The 17,871-nt window shown below is 55.5% G+C and carries 11 protein-coding genes; 4 read left to right on the top strand and 7 right to left on the bottom strand.

What is annotated here, in order from left to right; all coding sequences use genetic code 11:
* Positions 1-5 precede the first annotated feature (5 nt).
* Positions 6-1,022, top strand: a complete 1,017-nt coding sequence (locus tag AUC45_RS13235) for a DUF6607 family protein (RefSeq protein WP_067603365.1) — start codon at positions 6-8, stop codon at positions 1,020-1,022.
* Between the two features lie 102 nt (positions 1,023-1,124).
* On the opposite strand, the gene AUC45_RS13240 is transcribed toward AUC45_RS13235, so the two are convergent.
* Positions 1,125-1,763, bottom strand: coding sequence for a TetR/AcrR family transcriptional regulator (locus AUC45_RS13240; RefSeq protein ID WP_067603944.1), 639 nt, complete (start codon positions 1,761-1,763; stop codon positions 1,125-1,127).
* 107 nt (positions 1,764-1,870) lie between these two features.
* Here AUC45_RS13240 and AUC45_RS13245 point away from each other — a divergent pair, with 107 nt between their 5' ends.
* A complete protein-coding gene (locus AUC45_RS13245; RefSeq protein WP_369815244.1) occupies positions 1,871-4,237 on the top strand; it encodes a TonB-dependent receptor in 2,367 nt (788 codons plus the stop codon).
* Between the two features lie 38 nt (positions 4,238-4,275).
* On the opposite strand, the gene AUC45_RS13250 is transcribed toward AUC45_RS13245, so the two are convergent.
* Both AUC45_RS13250 and AUC45_RS13255 read right to left on the bottom strand, forming a co-directional pair.
* Complete coding sequence (locus AUC45_RS13250; RefSeq protein WP_067603366.1) at positions 4,276-5,781, bottom strand: tryptophan halogenase family protein; 1,506 nt, start codon at positions 5,779-5,781, stop codon at positions 4,276-4,278.
* Between the two features lie 18 nt (positions 5,782-5,799).
* Entirely contained in the window at positions 5,800-6,495 is a 696-nt protein-coding gene (locus tag AUC45_RS13255; protein ID WP_233998768.1) for a DUF6445 family protein, read from the bottom strand.
* A gap of 390 nt (positions 6,496-6,885) precedes the next feature.
* Here AUC45_RS13255 and AUC45_RS13260 point away from each other — a divergent pair, with 390 nt between their 5' ends.
* On the top strand, positions 6,886-9,684 hold the full coding sequence (locus AUC45_RS13260) for a TonB-dependent receptor (protein ID WP_067603949.1): 2,799 nt from the start codon (positions 6,886-6,888) through the stop codon (positions 9,682-9,684).
* 107 nt (positions 9,685-9,791) lie between these two features.
* On the opposite strand, the gene AUC45_RS13265 is transcribed toward AUC45_RS13260, so the two are convergent.
* From AUC45_RS13265 to AUC45_RS13275, 3 genes are read right to left on the bottom strand one after another with little or no spacing between them, the layout of a single operon-like run.
* On the bottom strand, positions 9,792-11,312 hold the full coding sequence (locus AUC45_RS13265) for a tryptophan halogenase family protein (RefSeq protein ID WP_067603951.1): 1,521 nt from the start codon (positions 11,310-11,312) through the stop codon (positions 9,792-9,794).
* A 1-nt stretch (position 11,313) separates the two neighbouring features.
* Positions 11,314-12,342, bottom strand: coding sequence for a LacI family DNA-binding transcriptional regulator (locus AUC45_RS13270; RefSeq protein ID WP_067603368.1), 1,029 nt, complete (start codon positions 12,340-12,342; stop codon positions 11,314-11,316).
* A 6-nt stretch (positions 12,343-12,348) separates the two neighbouring features.
* Positions 12,349-13,989, bottom strand: a complete 1,641-nt coding sequence (locus AUC45_RS13275; RefSeq protein WP_067603953.1) for an alpha-glucosidase family protein — start codon at positions 13,987-13,989, stop codon at positions 12,349-12,351.
* 494 nt (positions 13,990-14,483) lie between these two features.
* Here AUC45_RS13275 and AUC45_RS13285 point away from each other — a divergent pair, with 494 nt between their 5' ends.
* Positions 14,484-16,094, top strand: coding sequence for an MFS transporter (locus AUC45_RS13285; protein WP_067603955.1), 1,611 nt, complete (start codon positions 14,484-14,486; stop codon positions 16,092-16,094).
* A 2-nt stretch (positions 16,095-16,096) separates the two neighbouring features.
* Here the strand turns inward: AUC45_RS13285 and AUC45_RS13290 are convergent, their stop codons facing one another.
* Positions 16,097-17,782 carry a CRTAC1 family protein gene (locus AUC45_RS13290; RefSeq protein ID WP_067603371.1) on the bottom strand — a complete coding sequence of 562 codons (1,686 nt, stop codon included), beginning with the start codon at positions 17,780-17,782 and terminating at the stop codon, positions 16,097-16,099.
* Positions 17,783-17,871: the final 89 nt, after the last annotated feature.

Below are 17,871 nucleotides of genomic sequence, written 5' to 3' on the forward strand. Positions count from 1 at the left end.
CTCTCATGTCTCTTTTTCCTGTAAGTTTCACCAAAGCCACTTTGGCGACAGGTCTGGCGGCCGTTGCGATGTTGGCATCGCCCGCACCTGCGCTGGCTGATGACCCGATTGTCCGCAGCGAGGAGGCCGCAAAGGCTGCTTTTGAAGCGGATCGGCAGACGATCCTATCAATGGCTGGCGATTACAAGGTTACCTTCGACATGCAGGAATCAACTGCATGGATGGAAGGGTATGAACCCCTCGATCCCAAGAAATCAGGAGGCTATGAATCGGTTCGTGTGGTTGAGGACACGGGCACGAAGATCGTGCTGCAACACCTTTTGGTCGTTGGTTCAGAGGATGATCCTTATGTCGTCAAACACTGGCGGCAGGATTGGGAATATGAGCCCGAGCAAATCCTGACCTATGAAGGCGGTGATACGTGGGAGCTGACTGATGTTCCCGAGGCCATGCGGGCAGGGCGCTGGTCGCAAACAGTTTATCAGGTGGATGACAGCCCACGCTATGCCGGATGGGGCGAGTGGGAGACCAGCCTAGGCGTCAAACGTTGGCGATCCAATTGGACGACGCGCCCACTTGCCCGCCGTGATGCAGTGCGCGATCCGATTTACGATCGCTATGTCGGGATCAATCGCCATCAGATCACACCCACCGGTTGGATCCACTGGCAGGACAACACCAAGATGATGCCAGATACAGATGGCTCAGGCGAAATGGTCCCGGTGGTCCAGGAATATGTGCTCAACACCTATGAACGCTTCGATGACTACAACGTTGCTGCCGCTGACAGCTACTGGGGCAAAACCGAAGGCTATTGGCAAGCGGTGCGCGACAAGTGGGACGAGGTTGCAGCGGCCAATAACGGCATTCGCATCGAGCAAGAGGCGAATGTCGGCACGTCCATCGCAGGCGAGCTTTTGAAGCTCGCCGATGCAATCAAGAATGACGAAACACCAACTGATGAAGCCACGAACAAAGCGGTGGCATTGATTGCAGAGGGAACGTCTCAAAACGGCGGTTGATAGGCTCTCCAATCCCCCTCCCCGGGGAGCTATCACGCCTACGCCTTGGGCCTGCATCGCATAGCTGGTGCAGGCCCTTTTTGGGCTCTTGGGCACAAGTTGCTATTTTGCTGCGATACCTTTGGCGAGCATGCGGTTCACCGTCGCGGCGTGATCGTTCATGTCTTCATTTTCATCGCCCCAGACCGCGTATCTAAGGCCAACAAAGACGTTGATGCCCATAATGGCCCAGGCTTCAACATCGCCCAGATCATCGCGCAATTCGCCGTTTTCTCCACCCTCTTTAAGGCGTTTTTCAATCAGCTTTGCGATTGTCGCATAGTGCGCCTGGTAACTGTCGGGATCGACGAATTCGGCCTCATCAATTATGCGGTAGACTTCCTTATGTTCGCGCGCGAATTCGAGAAATGCGGCTAGGGCCGCTTGCTCGGTCTGGAGAGCTCCCATGCTCTCTGACAACGCAGAACGCGCGCTCGATTTTACGTTGTCGCTCATGTCGTTGACGAGTGCGCGGAACAGTGCGTCCTTGCTGTCAAAATATGTGTAAAATGTGCCTAGGGCGACGCCCGCTCGGCGGGTGATGGAGCTCACTGAGGCTTCATGAAAGCCGCGCTCACCAAATTCGATTGCCGACGCATCGAGCAGTTTGCGAAGGGTTTTGCGACCGCGCTCGGTGCGAGGGATTTTACCCTCATTTCCCTTGCCTTCGACCTTTGTCCGATTGCTGCTCGGCGCGTCCATCCTGTACCCCTTTTGCACCATGCCTAGGCAGAAACGAGGCCTTTCACAACTAAAACTTGAAAGTTGATTCAGTTTTCAATAATGGCAATGCCACAAAGGGCTGAGGGATGAGGAAAATGAACAAAACTGCGACTTTGAGCCGCGCGCTGCTTTTGGCTGGTAGCGCAATGATCGTTAGTTATGCAGCGCCTGCCGTCGCGCAGGACAGCGCCAGCGAAGCTGTTGCCAGCGACGCGGCAGAGACTTCCGGCAACAACATCATCGTCACTGCGCGGCGCCGCGAAGAGCGGCTGCAGGACGTGCCAATATCGGTGACAGCGCTGACTGGTGAAACGCTCGAAGAGCAGGGCATTCTCGAGCTGACGCAGATCGGGCAGCAGGTGCCGAACATCACACTCGAAGTCAGTCGGGGCACCAATACGACACTTACCGCCTTCATCCGCGGTGTGGGGCAGCAGGATCCGGTTGCAGGCTTTGAAGCAGGCGTTGGTCTTTATATTGACGATGTCTACCTCAACCGTCCGCAAGCAGCCGTGCTTGATGTTTATGACGTCGAACGGATCGAAGTTCTGCGCGGGCCACAGGGTACTCTTTATGGTCGCAACACAATTGGCGGCGCGATCAAGTATGTGACGGCTGAATTGCCCGATGATCCGAGCCTTTCGATACGCGGCACTTTGGGGTCCTTCGATCAGGCTGATCTCGTCATTTCAGGGTCTACTCCGCTCACGGACAGCCTGACGATTGGCGCGAGCGGTGCAAGGCTGTCTCGCGGCGGATTTGGTGAGAACCTCACCCTGGGAACAGAGAACTACAACAAGGATGTTTGGGCAGCTCGCGGGACGCTTGAATTTGACAATGGTCCGATATTTGTGCGCCTGTCGGGCGATTACATTCTCGATGAAAGCGAAGCGCGGCAGGGTTCGCGGCTGATCCCCGGCCTGTTCTCGGGCGCGCCAGTGCTCGATGATGTGTTTGATACGCGTGCGGGGCTCAACGTCGTCGATCAGGAAGTCGAAGCCTATGGCGGTGCGCTAAATATCGCGATTGAGCTTACTGACACGCTGACATTGAAATCAATCACCGGCTATCGGGAAGACAAGTCCACAACGCCGATCGATTTTGACAGCCTGCCCGAAGCTGACCTCGACGTTCCGGCGATCTACGAAAACGATCAGTTCAGTCAGGAATTGCAGCTGCTTTATGAGGGTGATCGGCTCTCGGGTGTTGTCGGTTTCTACTACCTCAACGCTAATGCCTTTACGGCATTTGACGTTGCGCTATTCACTACAGGTGCTCTCCCAGCCGTCGGATTGCCCGGTCTCAACGCGCAAACCTTGGGCGATGTGGATACCGAAACATGGTCGGTATTTGGTGATTTCACCTACGAACTCACCGATACGATCAGCGTTTCGCTGGGTGGTCGCTACACCAATGACAAGCGCTCCAGTAGGGTTCTGCGCACGACCTTTATCGGCGGTTTTTCCGATCTGTTCATCCCGAACAGCGCAGCCATTCCGATTGCGGTGACGAGCGATTTTGAAGGCAGCGAGACGTTTGAAGACTTCAATCCGCGCGCCTCAATCAGTTGGCGGCCAAATTCCAATCACAACGTCTACTTCACCTACAGCCAAGGCTTCAAAGGCGGGGGCTTTGACCCGCGGGGACAGACTACGGCTGCGCCTGATCTGGATGGCGATGGCGACATCGATTTTGACGATCAATTCGAATTCCTGCGGTTCGCTCCTGAAACGGTCGACAGTTATGAACTCGGCTGGAAGGCATCGCTGCTCGACAATCGCTTGAACATCTCGCTAGCCGCATTCCTAGGCCAATATGACGATGTGCAGATCCCAGGCTCGGTCGGGCTTGATACCAATGGTGACGGCGTCAATGACAGCTTTATCGGCATCACCTCTAACGCCGCGAGCGCAGATGTGAATGGCATCGAATTTGAAGGCAACGCTCTGGTCGGCGAAGACTTTATTGGCGATGGCAGCCGTTTCAGTGTCAACTGGTCGCTGGGTGTGCTTGATGCCGGGTTCGATACCTTTATCGACGCCTTCGGCAACGATGTCGCGGATGAGCGCGTTTTCCAGAACACGCCGGATATAACCACACATATGGGCTTTAATCTGGGAGTGCCTGCAGGCGATGGGATGGTCGACTTCATCGGCCTTGCCTCGCTGCGATCAGATGCGAGCCAGTTCGAAACGCCCAACCCGTTCCTCGATCAGGATGGTTTCGTCCTGGTCGATGCGAGCATCGTTTACACGGCTGACAGCGGGCTCTTTTCAATCGGCGGACACGTCAAAAACCTGTTCGATAAGGAATACATTGTCGCAGGTTATAACTTCGTCACCGGCGGAGTGGGCGGGGCTCCCTTCGCGCCAACGCTCGGCCTCGAAGGGACGCTAACCGGCTTTTACGGCGATCCGCGCCGCCTCTATGTCACGGCAGAAGTGAACTTCTGAGAAGTGAGGGGCGCTGGCGGCGATCCGCTCTGCGCCCCTTAGCTCCCCGCCGATGCGCAATGCTTTTGGAGGTATTGCTCATGCGTCGGGAGTGAATGGACGGCGCGCTCTATCAGAGTTCGCACGTTACCCAGAAATTCGCCAAGCTGTGCATCGGCGAGGCCATTTGCCATCGGATCATACGCTTCCGGCGTAACGCCTTGGCCCAGCATAACCTGCACCCAGCTTGCCTCGCGGAATAAATCGTCTGCATCGCGGCCTATCCGGCCAGACGAGGCAAACAGTTCCTGCTTGTGCGATAGGCTGTCAGGCACTTCCATGTTCTTGCAGTAACGCCAGAATCCTGAATCTTCGCGCTCGGTCTGGTGGTAATGCAGGATCAGAAAGTCGCGGATTTGCTCGAATTCCGCAACGCAGCGGCGATTGTATTCCGCACGTTCTTTTTCCGGGTTGGCACTCGTTGGGAACAACTGGAGCAGGCGGCTTACATGCGACTGGATCAAATGGATGCTGGTTGATTCCAAGGGCTCTAAAAATCCACTCGACAGGCCGATGGCCGCGCAATTGTGAGACCAGAATTGCTCGCGCCTGCCCGTGGTGAAACGGATGGGGCGAGGGTCGGCCAATGGTTTGGTGTCGAGGCCGGCGAGCAAAGTCTCTCCCGCCTCATCGTCAGAAATAAAGTCACTGCAATAGACATGTCCATTGCCTGTTCGGTGCTGCAAGGGGATGCGCCATTGCCAGCCAGCCGTTTTAGCAGTCGCCCTCGTGTAGGGAACAAGCGTTTCAAGCCTCTCGCTCGGCACTGCCTGCGCGCTGTTACACGGCAGCCATTTCGACCAATCCTGATATTCAACGCCCAGTTCCTGACCCAGCAGGAGCGCGCGAAATCCCGTGCAGTCAATAAAGAAATCACCCGCGATCTCTTGCCCATTATCAAGAGTGATTGCGGTGAGATCGCCGCTCTCAGCATTACGAGCTACTGTCTGCACGATCCCCTCGGTTCGCTTCACCCCGTGCTTTTCCGAGTAGGCTCTAAGATACGCCGCGTAGAGGCTCGCATCGAAATGATAGGCATAGGCTAGGCCCGTCATCGATGTGTTACCGACCCTATCCAACTTTCCAAACTTCGCCTGGTCAGCAGCGCATTTATGGAGCGAATAGTGCCACAGATCCTTGTTGAGGCCCGCATTCTCGGCACGTTTCCAATAGTGGTGGAAAGGCACACTTGCGAGGTTCATCCCGGCATCGCCAAATGTGTGCAGATAGCTTGATCCAAGTTGGCCCCAATCGACAAACTCAATCCCTAGCTTGAAGGTGCCATTGGTACGCTTGACGAAGTCATGCTCATCTAGGCCAAGGATCGTATTGAGGCGGATGATCTGCGGAATGGTGGCCTCACCAACGCCAACTGTCCCGATCGCATCGGACTCGACCAGTTCGATGGAAAGCGTTTTGCCTAAAAGGCGGGAGAATGCGGCTGCTGTAATCCAGCCAGCCGTACCGCCGCCCACGATGACCAGTTTGTTGATGTGTGTTCCCATGTCCCAGTTACGTTTGCACTATACCTTAGGCCGAAAAAAGGAGTTGATCGTCAAACGTCCCTTCTTCGGGTCAGGAGATAACTCGTCTTCGGCTTTGATCATACCCGAATGAAACACATTCCCTCTGTAGAATACAGCCTGATTGAAAGCGCCCTCGCTTTGATGAATGCGCTCAAAGAACGGTGACCCATCGGTGACATAGGCCGCCTCAGGCAATCCCGATTTGCGGACGTCGGCCTCCAATGCGGTCTTGTAATGAGGGAAGTTCTCAGCGGTGAGAGCTTCAAACCCTGTCGATATATGTCGGAAGAAACCCGTGCCCCCATGATCGGCAGGTTGCAGGTACAGCATCATCGCAATCTGGCGTGGATCGGTGCCATCGACATGAGGAAATCGCTGCAAGGGAAGCAATTGTTCCGCCGGTGCGGTGACGAGCGAGAACCACGCTTGCATATCCCAGCCATGCTCACCCTTGCCGAACTCGGCATTCAGCATGGGAGCCAAAACATCAAGCCATGCTGATCTGACTTCCAATGGCAACTCTGAACGGATGCCCGGATATTGCGGGGTGATCTTTGCAAATTTTTGCAAAGAAGCGGTTGTGATTGCAAATTCCGGCTCATGCAGAAAGTCCGCAATCGCAACATATTTGTGATTCTGGGGCGAAAATGTCGAGGATTCTTGCGCATCCAGCGAAATCGTCCAATTTTTCATTGTCTGCGAATGTGCCTTTTGCGCGATCAACTTACAAAAAGGGTATCAAAAGAAATCACAGAGGCCAACTCAGACTAACTAAACATATGATTCTATGAGCATTTGTCATGGAAGTCGTGCAGCGCACTTTTCGGTAGATCTTTCGAGATTGCCAAACGATCCACCCTGATCACGCATGTGTGGCGAGGGTGCCACAGTCAGAGGATTGTGGATAGCGAAACGCCGCGGGTAATGACGTGGGATCGGTTAACTTACAGAAAATATGACATTTATTCCCATCTTGTCACAATTTTGCATTATTTTCGATTGGCCGTTTACGCGGCGAATTCCATTCGCTATGAAAAAACATGCAAACACGCCAAGATCGTGTTGCCCTTGGGGAGGATTGAAATGGGATTTAAGCGTTATTCCGCTCACGCACGTCTGCTTTCTGGCGCTGCGACTAGTCTTGCATTGATTGCTGTTGCTGCTCCTGCAGCTGCGCAAGATGGCCAAGACGATGAAACACAAGTTGCCGAAGGCGAAGAAAACCAGATCGTCGTTACCGGTATCCGCAGCGCGATCCAGAACTCGCTTGAGACAAAGCGTGATGCGACCTCGATCGTCGAAGTTATCTCTGCAGAAGATCTGGGCCAGTTGCCTGATCTTTCGATTGCTGACTCGCTTGCTCGCCTTCCCGGTGTGACCGCGCAGCGTGTGCGTGGCCGTTCGCAGCAGATCTCGATCCGCGGCCTTGGCCCTGACTTCTCGCTCGCACTCCTCAACGGACGTGAAGTGGTGTCGGCCGGTAACAACCGCGGCATTGAATTCGATCAGTTCCCATCAGAGCTCATCAGCCAGGGCGTTGTCTACAAAACGGGCGATGCGCGCCTTGCAGCGATCGGTATCGCGGGTGCTGTCGACCTTCGCACGGTCCGTCCACTCGATTCAAACGACCGCCAAGTCAGCGTCTCGGGCACTTACGTCTACAATGACAGCGGCTCGCGTAACCCTGATTTCCCAGATGATGGCTACCGCTTCTTTGGTTCGTACATCGATCAGAACGCTGATGGCACAGTTGGCTGGTCAATCGGCGCAACCATTCAGTCCAATCCCACTCACTTTATCTCGCGTGAGTTGAAAGTTGACGAGCGGTCCAACCAGATCGCCCGTGATGCGAATGGATTGATCTATCCGGCCGATAACCCGCGCCAAGGTGTGGTGAGCCGCGAATTTGAGCGGACCTCGATTGCTGGTACGCTGCAATTCGAACCGTCGAGTGATTTCTCGCTCATGTTCGACATGTTCTACACCGACACTACAGATGCCGGTATCTTCAGAGGAACGGAAACCCCGCTCGCATCGTGGAGCGGAGCGCAGTTTGAAAGCGCGACTGGTTCTGGTCCATTTGCAGATAGCGCGACCTACTCCGCTGTAGTTCCAATCCTCCGGACAGATACCGAAGGAAACGAGAGCGAAATCTTTGGTCTTGGCGCAAATCTTGATGTCAACGTAACGGACAACCTCAGCTTCATCCTGGACTACGGTTTCTCTACGCTTGAGCGCAATGACATCGATTACGAGTCCTATGCCGGCACAGGCTTTGCTCGCGGCGGTGCACAAGATACGCTGACTTACACCTTCCCGAGCGATGGCACTTACAGCATTGACGGGCTGATCGATTACACCGATCCTTCGAATGTGCTGCTGACCGATCCGGGCGGCTGGGGCCAGGTCGGCTTCTTGCGTGAGCCGGAAATCAACGATCAGCTGCACCAGTTGCGCACTGAACTCGGCTGGGAATTCGATGGAGGCTTCCTCGACAGCATTATTGTCGGCTGGCTCTACACCGACCGCGAAAAAGACTTCGACAACAACGGAACATTTCTTCGTGCCGGTGCGGGCTTTGTGAACGGTGCTGCACCGATCCCATCTGACTTGATCATTGGTTCGACTGACACGGGCAGTCTGACACAAGACATCATTGCGTATGATCCAGCAGGGCTGCTGACCGATGGTACATATGTGCTTGAGCGCGCGACAGATGACACCGAATGGGTCGTCGATGAGCGGGTGCACAACTTCTACATTCAAGCCAATATTGATGGTGATCTTGGAAGCATTCCAGTGCGCGGTAATATCGGGTTGCGCTATGCTGACACGCGGCAATCCTCGACCGGCACAATCAGTGGTGGGTTCACGAATACCGTTTCGGAAAGCTACGGCGATTGGCTGCCGAGCCTGAACTTGAGCTTTGAAGTCGCAGACGACACCTTCGTCCGTCTGGCGGCTGCGCGATCAGTCACTCGGGCAAGACTGGATCAGCTGGCTGCTAACCAGAACGTGCTTGTCAACCCATTGAGCTGTGAAGACACAGACGGCGACCAAATTCCAGATCAGGTCGTTGGCTTCAATCCGCCGACGCTGGTTTGCTTCACGCTTCAAGGCGGAAACCCGTTCTTGCAGCCATACCGGTCTGACTCGGTTGATTTGTCATTCGAAAAGTACTTCTCACCGGGCTCGGCGGTAATTGTCGCTGCATTCCACAAAGAGCTTTCTGACTGGGTCATCGACTTCAGAGAGGTCATCGATCTCACTCAACCGATCCAGAACGCTGGGTTTGGGAATATCCTTCAGTCGGCGCCTGAAATCGCGACCGGTGTTTTGGAGGGTCCTGTAAACTTCGCCGATGGCTCGATCACCGGTATCGAAGGCACCATCAGGCTGGACTTCGGCGATTTCTCCGATGCCCTCGATGGGTTTGGCGGGTTCGTCAGCCTTACATACGCGGACGCACAGCTGGAAGATGAGGAGATGGAAAGTCTCGCCATCCCAGGCTACTCCGAAACGACGTGGTCCGGCGATATCTTCTATGAAAAGAATGGTTTCCGCGCGAAACTCGCTGCACGTTATCGCAGTGGGTTCCTGTCCGAAGTGCAGAACTTCTCTGGTGGCCTTGATGGCGCCGATGCACAGGATGAGACCATTCTTGATGCTCAGATCGGTTATACATTCCAGAACGAAAGCGGTCCGCTTTCAGGTCTCGGAATTCTGGTTGAAGTCTTCAATTTGACCAATGAACCGTTCGTTACACAGAGCGATTTGTTCGATGGAAATGGCACTGATCCATCAAATGTGATCGGCGCATTCCCAAGTCGTCACGAAGTCTACGGCCGGACGTTCAACTTCACGATCCGCAAGAACTTCTAAGCGAAGAGGGTCGCATCTCTCCTCTTGGAAAGGGCTCGCCAGCGATGGCGGGCCCTTTCTTCATTGTTTTGATGAGTTTTTGAGAAGGGCTGAGATCGCCTGGTGGCTTATACTGCCAAAGGTGAGCGGCAATGCCGCGCAAGGAAATCTGCATGGGGTGGCATTTGATCGACTGCCTGCGTCATCGCATTTGAAATCATCTGCATTCGCTCTGCAACAGGGACACTACTGCGCATCTCAGTGATCGCCGGCGCGCGCTGGGGCACGATATCCTGACCCAGGTAAACAGCGATCCAGCTGGGATTGGCAAACAACTCGCGCTCATCAGCTACAAGCAGGCCATAATTGCGGAAGTGCTCCATCTTGTATTGCAGGCTGTCAGGGATTTCCATTGCCGAGCAATACCGCCACAATTCCGCATCATCGCGCGTTGTCGCCTTGTAATGCAGGATTAGAAAATCGCGGATGCGTTCGTATTCGGTCGCGGTTTGCGCGTTGTATTCCTGGGCGAGCAGGGGTGACATCTCGCTATCAGGCAACAGCGCGATCAGCCGGAGAATGCCGTATTGGATCAGGTGCAGGCTGGTCGATTCCAGCGGCTCCATAAAGCCTGCCGACAGACCGATAGCGACACAATTCTTGTCCCAGAATTTCTTGCGGCGTCCAGTCACAAAACGAAGCGTGCGCGGATCAGCCTGAGCCTCGCCGTCGAGCGAGTTCATCAGCGTTTCGGTCGCCTCATCTTCGCTGATAAACTCGCTGCAATGAACGTAACCATTACCAGTGCGATGCTGAAGCGGGATGCGCCATTGCCACCCGGCCTCTTTGGCAGTGGAGCGCGTGTAGGGCGTGATTTCAGGACCTTTCGCGCATGGCACGGCAACTGCGCGATCGCATGGAAGCCAGTGCTGCCAATTCTCGTAGCCTGCTTCCAAAGCACCTTCGATCAATAGCCCGCGGAAGCCGCTGCAATCGATGAAGAGTTCCCCGCCAACGCGTTCTCCGCCGTCGAGCGTCACGGCTTCGATAAAGCCGTCTTCTCCGCGCACAGAGACTTCGACGACTTTGCCTTCGAGCCGCTTTACCCCGCGGCTTTCCGAAAAACGGCGCAGGAATGCAGCGTAAAGCCCTGCATCAAAGTGATAGGCATAATCGAAAGTCGACTGGATCTTGCGCCGATCAGGTTCGGGATGCGCAAACTTGCCGGCTTTGGCCATTGCCCAGCACATTGAGAATTCATCAATTGGCCCATCGACCGTTCCCGCGAGGCTTTCGCGCATCCAATAGTGATAGAACGGCACCTTATCGAACTCAGCGCCGTACTGGCCGAAGGGGTGGAAGTAAGAATGCCCCTTGCGTGCCCAATCGACGAACTGGATGCCGAGTTTGTAGGAGCCAGCCGTCTCCTTGATGAAAGTCGCCTCATCAATGCCGATGCGCTGATTGAAGGTTCGAATTGGCGGGATGGTCGCTTCGCCAACCCCAACGGTTCCGATAGCCTCGGATTCAATGAGAGTGATTGAGCAGGCTTTGCCCAAAGCATCGGAAAGCGCGGCAGCTGTCATCCATCCAGCGCTGCCGCCGCCAACGATGACGATACTTTTCAGCGGTGAAAATTCGGCAGTCATATCACCCGCCGCAGCTTTCACGGAGCAGCAGGCTGGTCTCCAGACGCTCTGAAATTGCCGTGCCGCCATTGCTGTCGATGAGCTTGGAAACGAGCATGCGGCCAGCCAGCATGGCGTCCTGATCAATTGTCGTAAGCCGCGGTGTTACCAGTCTTGATGCCGGGATGTTGTCGTATCCCACAACCGAGATATCCTGCGGAACGGAGCGCCCAGACTTTGTGATCGCATGCATTGCGCCGATCGCGATCAAGTCACTTGCAGCGAAGATCGCATCAAAGCTGAGCCCGCTTTCAATCGCCGCGCGCGTTGTCGCTTCACCAGATTGAACATCGAAATGAGCAGGCAGCCTCAAACTGTCATCAAGAGGTATTCCCGCCTCTTCGAGGGCCATGCGATATCCACGATAACGCTGCTCCGCCTCAGGCGCTTCTGTGTCGCCGAGGAAGAGTACGCGTTTGCGCCCCAAGCGCAGCAGGTGAGATGTCGCGCGCTTGCCACCTGCGACATTGTCCGATCCAACGCTGCAATAGGCAGCATCGCTGAAATCTGCACCCCAGACGACAAAATTGTCTTCGCCCTTGGATAGTTCATTGAAAGCATCGTGGAGCGAACTTTGGCCGATAAAGATCATGCCGGTTGCGCGGCTTGTTGTCATCGCAAACTTTAAGTCTTCAGCAGTGCGCGGAAAGACATGGCTGATGACGAGATCGGCTTTCCGATCCCGCGCCGCTTCGGCGATGCCGGCCAGCAATTCGAGAAAAAAGGGATCGGCCACACGCGTTTCGCGCGCTTGAGGGGCAGGGACAATAACAGCGATCGTCGCCTCTGCTCCGACGGGGCCATTGGGCATATGGGCGCGGAACTCATAATCATGCGCTCGCGCTATACGCCAGATCTCCTGCTTGGTCCGACGTTTGACGGCGGGACTGTCATTAAGAGCGCGCGACACGGTTGAAATCGATACGCCCGCCTGCCGGGCGATATCTTCAAGCCGCGCGTTTTTCTTCGCTTTTAGCCCCGCAGTGTCCATGTCTGTTCAATCCCCTTGGTCGGCCCAATAGCCGGTGTAGGGAGCAAGCGTCGAGGGCAGACCTTCGCGCGCATTGGCGTGCGTTTCGTTTGCGATCACTTCGCCATTTTGAAACTCGGCAGGTGGGCTCCATTCGACGGTTTCCAGGCTAAGGTTGAACGCGCACAGCACATCTCCCGTATCATGGCGCCGGATGAAGGCGATCACCTCGTCGGGCGTAGACAAAAGCTCGCTATCACCCACTATCATTGCACGTGATGCTTTGCGCAGTTCGAGCAATTGGCGGGTGTAGTGCGCCATGGAATCGGGCGCATCCATTTGGCTGTCGATAGCGCGTTCCGCATGGGCGGGGTCCATTTTCAGCCAGGTTTTGTTGGCAGATGAAAAACCTGCCTGCGGTGCCTTGCACGTCCACGGCATTGGTGTTCGCGCTCCGTCGCGGCCCAGAGTGTGCGGCCAATTCAAGATCGCCTCGGGATCCTGCAAATCGGCAAACGCGACATGGCCCTGCGGCAGACCCAGTTCCTCGCCCTGATAGATGATCGGATTGCCGCGCAGGGAGAGCAGCAGCAGCATGTTCAAACGAGCGATCTGCTCGAAATTGTCATCGCCCGCCCATCTTGTGGTGGCCCGCGGCGCGTCGTGGTTCGAAAACGCCCACGATGGCCACCCCTCTTCCGCTGACCCATCCCAATTGGAAAGCGACTCTTTCACAATCTCAGCATTCAGATCAGGCGCGTAGAGAAAATCGAAATTGTATGCGGAATCAAGCCGCTTACCGCCGTGTGTGAAGGCCTTCATTTCCTCCAACGGCTCAGGCCCACCGACCTCGGCAACGGTGAAGCGGCCGGGATATTCATCAATGGTCGCCCGGATGCGTTCGAGGAAGGCGGGGATGTCGTCATGCGATTGATTGAATTGCTTGATCTGCATGTCGAACGGGCGGGTCACCTGATCCATCGGCACGCCCGAAGGCGGATTGTCGCGCATTTCGGGATCGTGCATCGAGAAATTGAGCGCATCCAGGCGGAATCCATCGACACCGCGATCGAGCCAGAAGCGCGCGACATTCAACAGCGCATCCTGTACATCAGGATTATGGACGTTGAGATCGGGCTGACTGGTCAGGAAATTGTGCAGGTAATACTGGCGGCGCGGCCCGTCCCATTGCCACGATGAACCTCCGAACACAGACTGCCAATTCGATGGCGGCGAGCCATCGGGTTTCGGATCAGCCCAGACATACCAGTCCGCCTTGGGATTGGTCTTGTCCTTGCGGCTTTCTTCGAACCACGAATGCTGATCGGAGGTGTGCGAATACACCTGATCGATGATGACTTTGAGGCCCAGCTCGTGCGAGCGGCGGATGATCGCATCGAAATCCTCAAAGTCGCCGAATGTCGGATCGATGCCGCAATAATCGGACACATCGTAGCCGAAATCCTCCATGGGCGATGTGAAGAAGGGCGAAATCCAGATGCCATCAACGCCAAGCGAGGCAATATAGTCCAAACCTCTCGCTACCCCGCGCAAATCGCCAATACCGTCCGCATTGGTGTCGAGAAAGCTCCGCGGATAAATCTGATAGATAACCGCACCGCGCCACCATTCGTCACGCGCGGCCGATGTGTTTGCTGATTGCGTCATTCGAAGTGTTTCTGAAGTATCCGTCATGCCTGCGCCCCGTTCTCCAGCTCGAGGCGATTGAGGACCACGGGCCGCCTATCGTGTAAGCGAGACGTGTCCATTACGGGTGCGAAATTTCGCAAGATGCGTTGCGAGATAACGGTCACAAGACCGCGTGCAGCAAACAGGCCGTGAAGCCAGATTCGCGTCATAGTAATGTCCTCCCGGACCTTGATTGCCACCATCGGTCGCAGTTTGCAATTCTTTGTGAAAATTGTTCGACGAGCGTATTGGCGGCGTTTTTGGTCGGTAAGACAATGGGATAACAGAAAAATTCAGGCTGGTATGCGCCAAAAATTTTCGGGGCGGTTTTTGATTCTTGCATAATTTTGCATTAGCGCCACACTGCTAAGCGGTGTAACGGAAGATTATGCCGAATTGGATTGCCGTGCAATCCGGGATCGGCGGCGTTGCATGCCATGAGCGAGCGCAGCGTTGGGAGAGGGATGGTCACAATGACACAGGCGCATACGCCAAATTCAGCGCGTAAACCTGCCATGAGCGCAGGTCAGATCTGGAACATGAGCTTTGGATTCCTGGGGATCCAGATCGGTTTTGACCTGCAAAACGGAAATGTGAGCCGCATTTTCCAGACGCTTGGCGCGGAAGTGAATGAGCTGGCGATCCTGTGGATTGCAGCGCCTATGACGGGTCTGATCGTGCAGCCCATTATCGGCCATCTTTCCGATAACACCTGGGGACGGTTTGGCAGGAGGCGCCCGTACTTCCTGATCGGTGCGATCCTTGCCAGCCTTGCGCTGTTCATCATGCCCAATTCGCCCACGCTCTGGGTCGCGGCAGGTATGCTTTGGATTATGGATGCCTCGCTCAATATCACGATGGAGCCGTTTCGCGCCTTTGTAGGTGACAATTTACCAGACCGACAGCGAACGCGCGGCTATGCAATGCAGAGCTTCTTTATCGGGGTGGGTGCGGTAATCGCTGGCGCGCTGCCATGGATAATGACCAATTGGATGGGCCTTTCCAATGTCGCACCCGAAGGTGAAATCCCCGAGACCGTTCAGTGGGCGTTTTACATTGGTGGCGCTGCGCTGTTCGCAGCGGTCGCCTGGACGGTATTCAAGACGCGCGAATATTCACCTGAGCAGATCGCCGCATTTGAAGCGGCGCGCAATGAAGCGCTCGGGATCGAGACTGACGTTGACGAGACTACGCGGCGTTCATCTTCGCAGTTCAACCGCGGCGGCTTGATCTGGCTAGCAATAGGCGCAGTGTTTGCCGTGCTGGTATACTTTGGACGGGGCGAGACGCGGCCTGATTGGCTGGGTGAATTGGAAATTGCGCAAGACCTATACGTCCTGGCCGGGCTTTTAGCGGCATTCGGAGTGATCCAAATCTTCGCGGGAAGGCTCCGCTCAACAGGCAATGAGGATAGCGCATTCTTAGAGGTGGTGAACGATCTGTTTGCGATGCCAAAAACCATGCGTCAACTCGCTGTTGTTCAGTTCTTCAGCTGGTTCGCCATGTTCTCAATGTGGATTTACGGCACGCCTGCGGTTGCTGAGTACCATTTCCTTTCACCTGATCCTGCGACCCAAGGCTATCAGGACGCTGCGGATCAGTGGGGCATTCTTGGTGGTTCAGTCCGCAATGGTGTTGCAGCCATCGCAGCGCTGGCTTTCATAATCATTGCGGCCAAGATGAACCGCATTCGCCTCCATGCGGCGAACCTCGCAATTGGCGCTGTCGGTTTTGCGAGCATGTTGCTGATAAGAGATCCGGGCTTTCTTTGGCTTTCTATGGTCGCGGTCGGCATTGCCTGGGCCTCGATAGTCTCGCTTCCGTACGCGATCCTCGCAGGGTCCGTGCCAGCGAAGAAAATGGGCATTTACATGGGGATCTTTAATATCTTCATCGTGGTGCCGCAGCTGATTGCAGCTACCTTGCTGGGCTTCCTGCTGACCACATTCTTCGACGGCGCACCGATCTATGCGATGGCGATTTCAGCGGTGTCTTTCACACTCGCCGCTATTGCCACCTTCTTTGTGACCGACGGCACGAGCGCTATTCTGGAGCGTCAAGGGAAGCTTTCAGAAGCGTCCTAAACTTATGGCTGGGTGATTTCCAGCACATCGCCCGCGTTCACATTTGGCTCGATGGTTTCAGATCCATCGGGCCAGATCACTCGCAGGCCGCCTCCCGTGTTTGGACCCATGCCAAAAATCTGCGTTGTCGAATTGTGCGAGGTGAAATTGCTGTTGACGCTCACCAGCCTCGTTTGGGTCGTGTTGGCGATGGTCAATTGCACAATCGCGCCCACGGCAAAGGTGTTTGGAGCGCGGCCACGCAGGCGGATTTTGACACTGTTCGCGCCAGACAATTGATTTTCCCAATAGTAGATCGAGCCTGTCGGTTCAGCCGTCAGCAGGATTGCATCGACATCGCCGTCATTGTCGAAATCATCGCACAGAACGCCGCGGCCTTGATCGGTCTCGGCAATGCTGGAGGCGTCGGCGGCATCGGTGAATGTCCCATCGCCCCCACTCATCCAAAGGCGGGTGACATCATCCACATAGTTGGAAGCCGTCGGGCTTTTACCGGCTTCCCAGCCATTGGTCTGATAGATGTCGAGCCATCCATCGGCGTTGAAATCGGCAAAACACGATCCCCAGCCCCATCCGCCCGGTTCCACGCCTGATGCGGAATTGCGGAGAAAATTGCCGCCGCCCGTATTTTCAAACAGGCGGTTGCCATTGATTGAGGACACGAACCAGTCGAAATCGCCATCATTGTCAAAATCGCCGATCGCTGCGCCCATGCCGTTTTCATCGTCGGGCGTAAATGCGCTGGCGCTGAATGTGCCATTGCCGTTGTTGACCAGCACTTTGGAGCCGCGAAAGTCTGATACCATCAAGATGTCGAGGTCGCGGTCTCCATCGATATCGGCAAAGCCAGGGGCGAAAGTGTAATCGTAATTCGGGCCCAGCACGCCTTGCGGCAGGTCGAAATCGAGTAGTCCTGCAACGCCGCTAGTAGAGCTAACAGGAGTGAAAGAGATGTTCCCGCCAGCGCTGTCATTTCGCCAGAGAGTTTCGGTTTCACCGGGGACTGTTGGATTGCGCGGCGTGCCCCAGTGCGCCATCAGCACATCAAGATCACCATCTGCGTCATAATCACCGAGAGCGATTGAGATGGTTTGCTCGGCACTTGCGCTATCAAAGCCGGAGCCTGCTGTCGCATCGGTAAAGCGGCCTGATCCGTTGTTGGTGAAGAGCTTGATCGGACCGCCTTCGAGGCCGCCCAAAAGCAGGTCGAGATCGCCATCGCCATCGAGATCGCCAAACGTTGGCCCACTATGCGCGCCATTGGTGCTGGTGCCATCGATTGTGTAAGCGAGCCCTGCGGTGAGCGCGCTTTCGAGGAATGATCCGCCCTGATTGAGGTAAAGCAGGTTGGGTGCCAAATCGCCGCGCGCGACGAAGAAGTCTATGTCGCCATCATTGTCGATATCGCCCGCAGCAGCTCCGCCAGCGAATTGAGCGACCATCGCGTTGATGCCGCTCGAAAACCCGAAACTGTGGCCAAGCCCCGCGACAGCGGTGCGATTGGCAAAGGTCGTATTGGAGCCGCCGGGTAGCGTCGCACTGCCCGCGACGGGCGATGGTGTCGGCGTCCCGCCGCCAGCAACTGGCCCTGCCTGGCCTACGTTGCCGCCATCGCCGCCGCCGCATGCTGCAAGGCTGAGCGCGATGGCGCAGACGCTGGTTTTGGCTTTTATGCGACTAGTACCCATGGTGATCCCTCTCCTACGAAGCGGGCTACACCAATTTTGCAGAAAATTGCAGAGGAAAATTGACGGTATTTGCGATTCTAAGCGTTCAG

Source organism: Erythrobacter sp. YT30, from assembly GCF_001542875.1.
Taxonomy (GTDB): domain Bacteria; phylum Pseudomonadota; class Alphaproteobacteria; order Sphingomonadales; family Sphingomonadaceae; genus Erythrobacter.

What these genes read in the sequence shown, in the direction of transcription:
- AUC45_RS13275 (WP_067603953.1), bottom strand. Translation starts at nt 13,989, where the DNA reads ATGACGCAATCAGCAAACACATCGGCCGCGCGTGACGAATGGTGGCGC.
- AUC45_RS13265 (WP_067603951.1), bottom strand. Translation starts at nt 11,312, where the DNA reads ATGACTGCCGAATTTTCACCGCTGAAAAGTATCGTCATCGTTGGCGGC.
- AUC45_RS13285 (WP_067603955.1), top strand. Translation starts at nt 14,484, where the DNA reads ATGACACAGGCGCATACGCCAAATTCAGCGCGTAAACCTGCCATGAGC.
- AUC45_RS13250 (WP_067603366.1), bottom strand. Translation starts at nt 5,781, where the DNA reads ATGGGAACACACATCAACAAACTGGTCATCGTGGGCGGCGGTACGGCT.
- AUC45_RS13290 (WP_067603371.1), bottom strand. Translation starts at nt 17,782, where the DNA reads ATGGGTACTAGTCGCATAAAAGCCAAAACCAGCGTCTGCGCCATCGCG.
- AUC45_RS13245 (WP_369815244.1), top strand. Translation starts at nt 1,871, where the DNA reads ATGAGGAAAATGAACAAAACTGCGACTTTGAGCCGCGCGCTGCTTTTG.
- AUC45_RS13260 (WP_067603949.1), top strand. Translation starts at nt 6,886, where the DNA reads ATGGGATTTAAGCGTTATTCCGCTCACGCACGTCTGCTTTCTGGCGCT.
- AUC45_RS13235 (WP_067603365.1), top strand. Translation starts at nt 6, where the DNA reads ATGTCTCTTTTTCCTGTAAGTTTCACCAAAGCCACTTTGGCGACAGGT.
- AUC45_RS13240 (WP_067603944.1), bottom strand. Translation starts at nt 1,763, where the DNA reads ATGGACGCGCCGAGCAGCAATCGGACAAAGGTCGAAGGCAAGGGAAAT.
- AUC45_RS13255 (WP_233998768.1), bottom strand. Translation starts at nt 6,495, where the DNA reads ATGAAAAATTGGACGATTTCGCTGGATGCGCAAGAATCCTCGACATTT.
- AUC45_RS13270 (WP_067603368.1), bottom strand. Translation starts at nt 12,342, where the DNA reads ATGGACACTGCGGGGCTAAAAGCGAAGAAAAACGCGCGGCTTGAAGAT.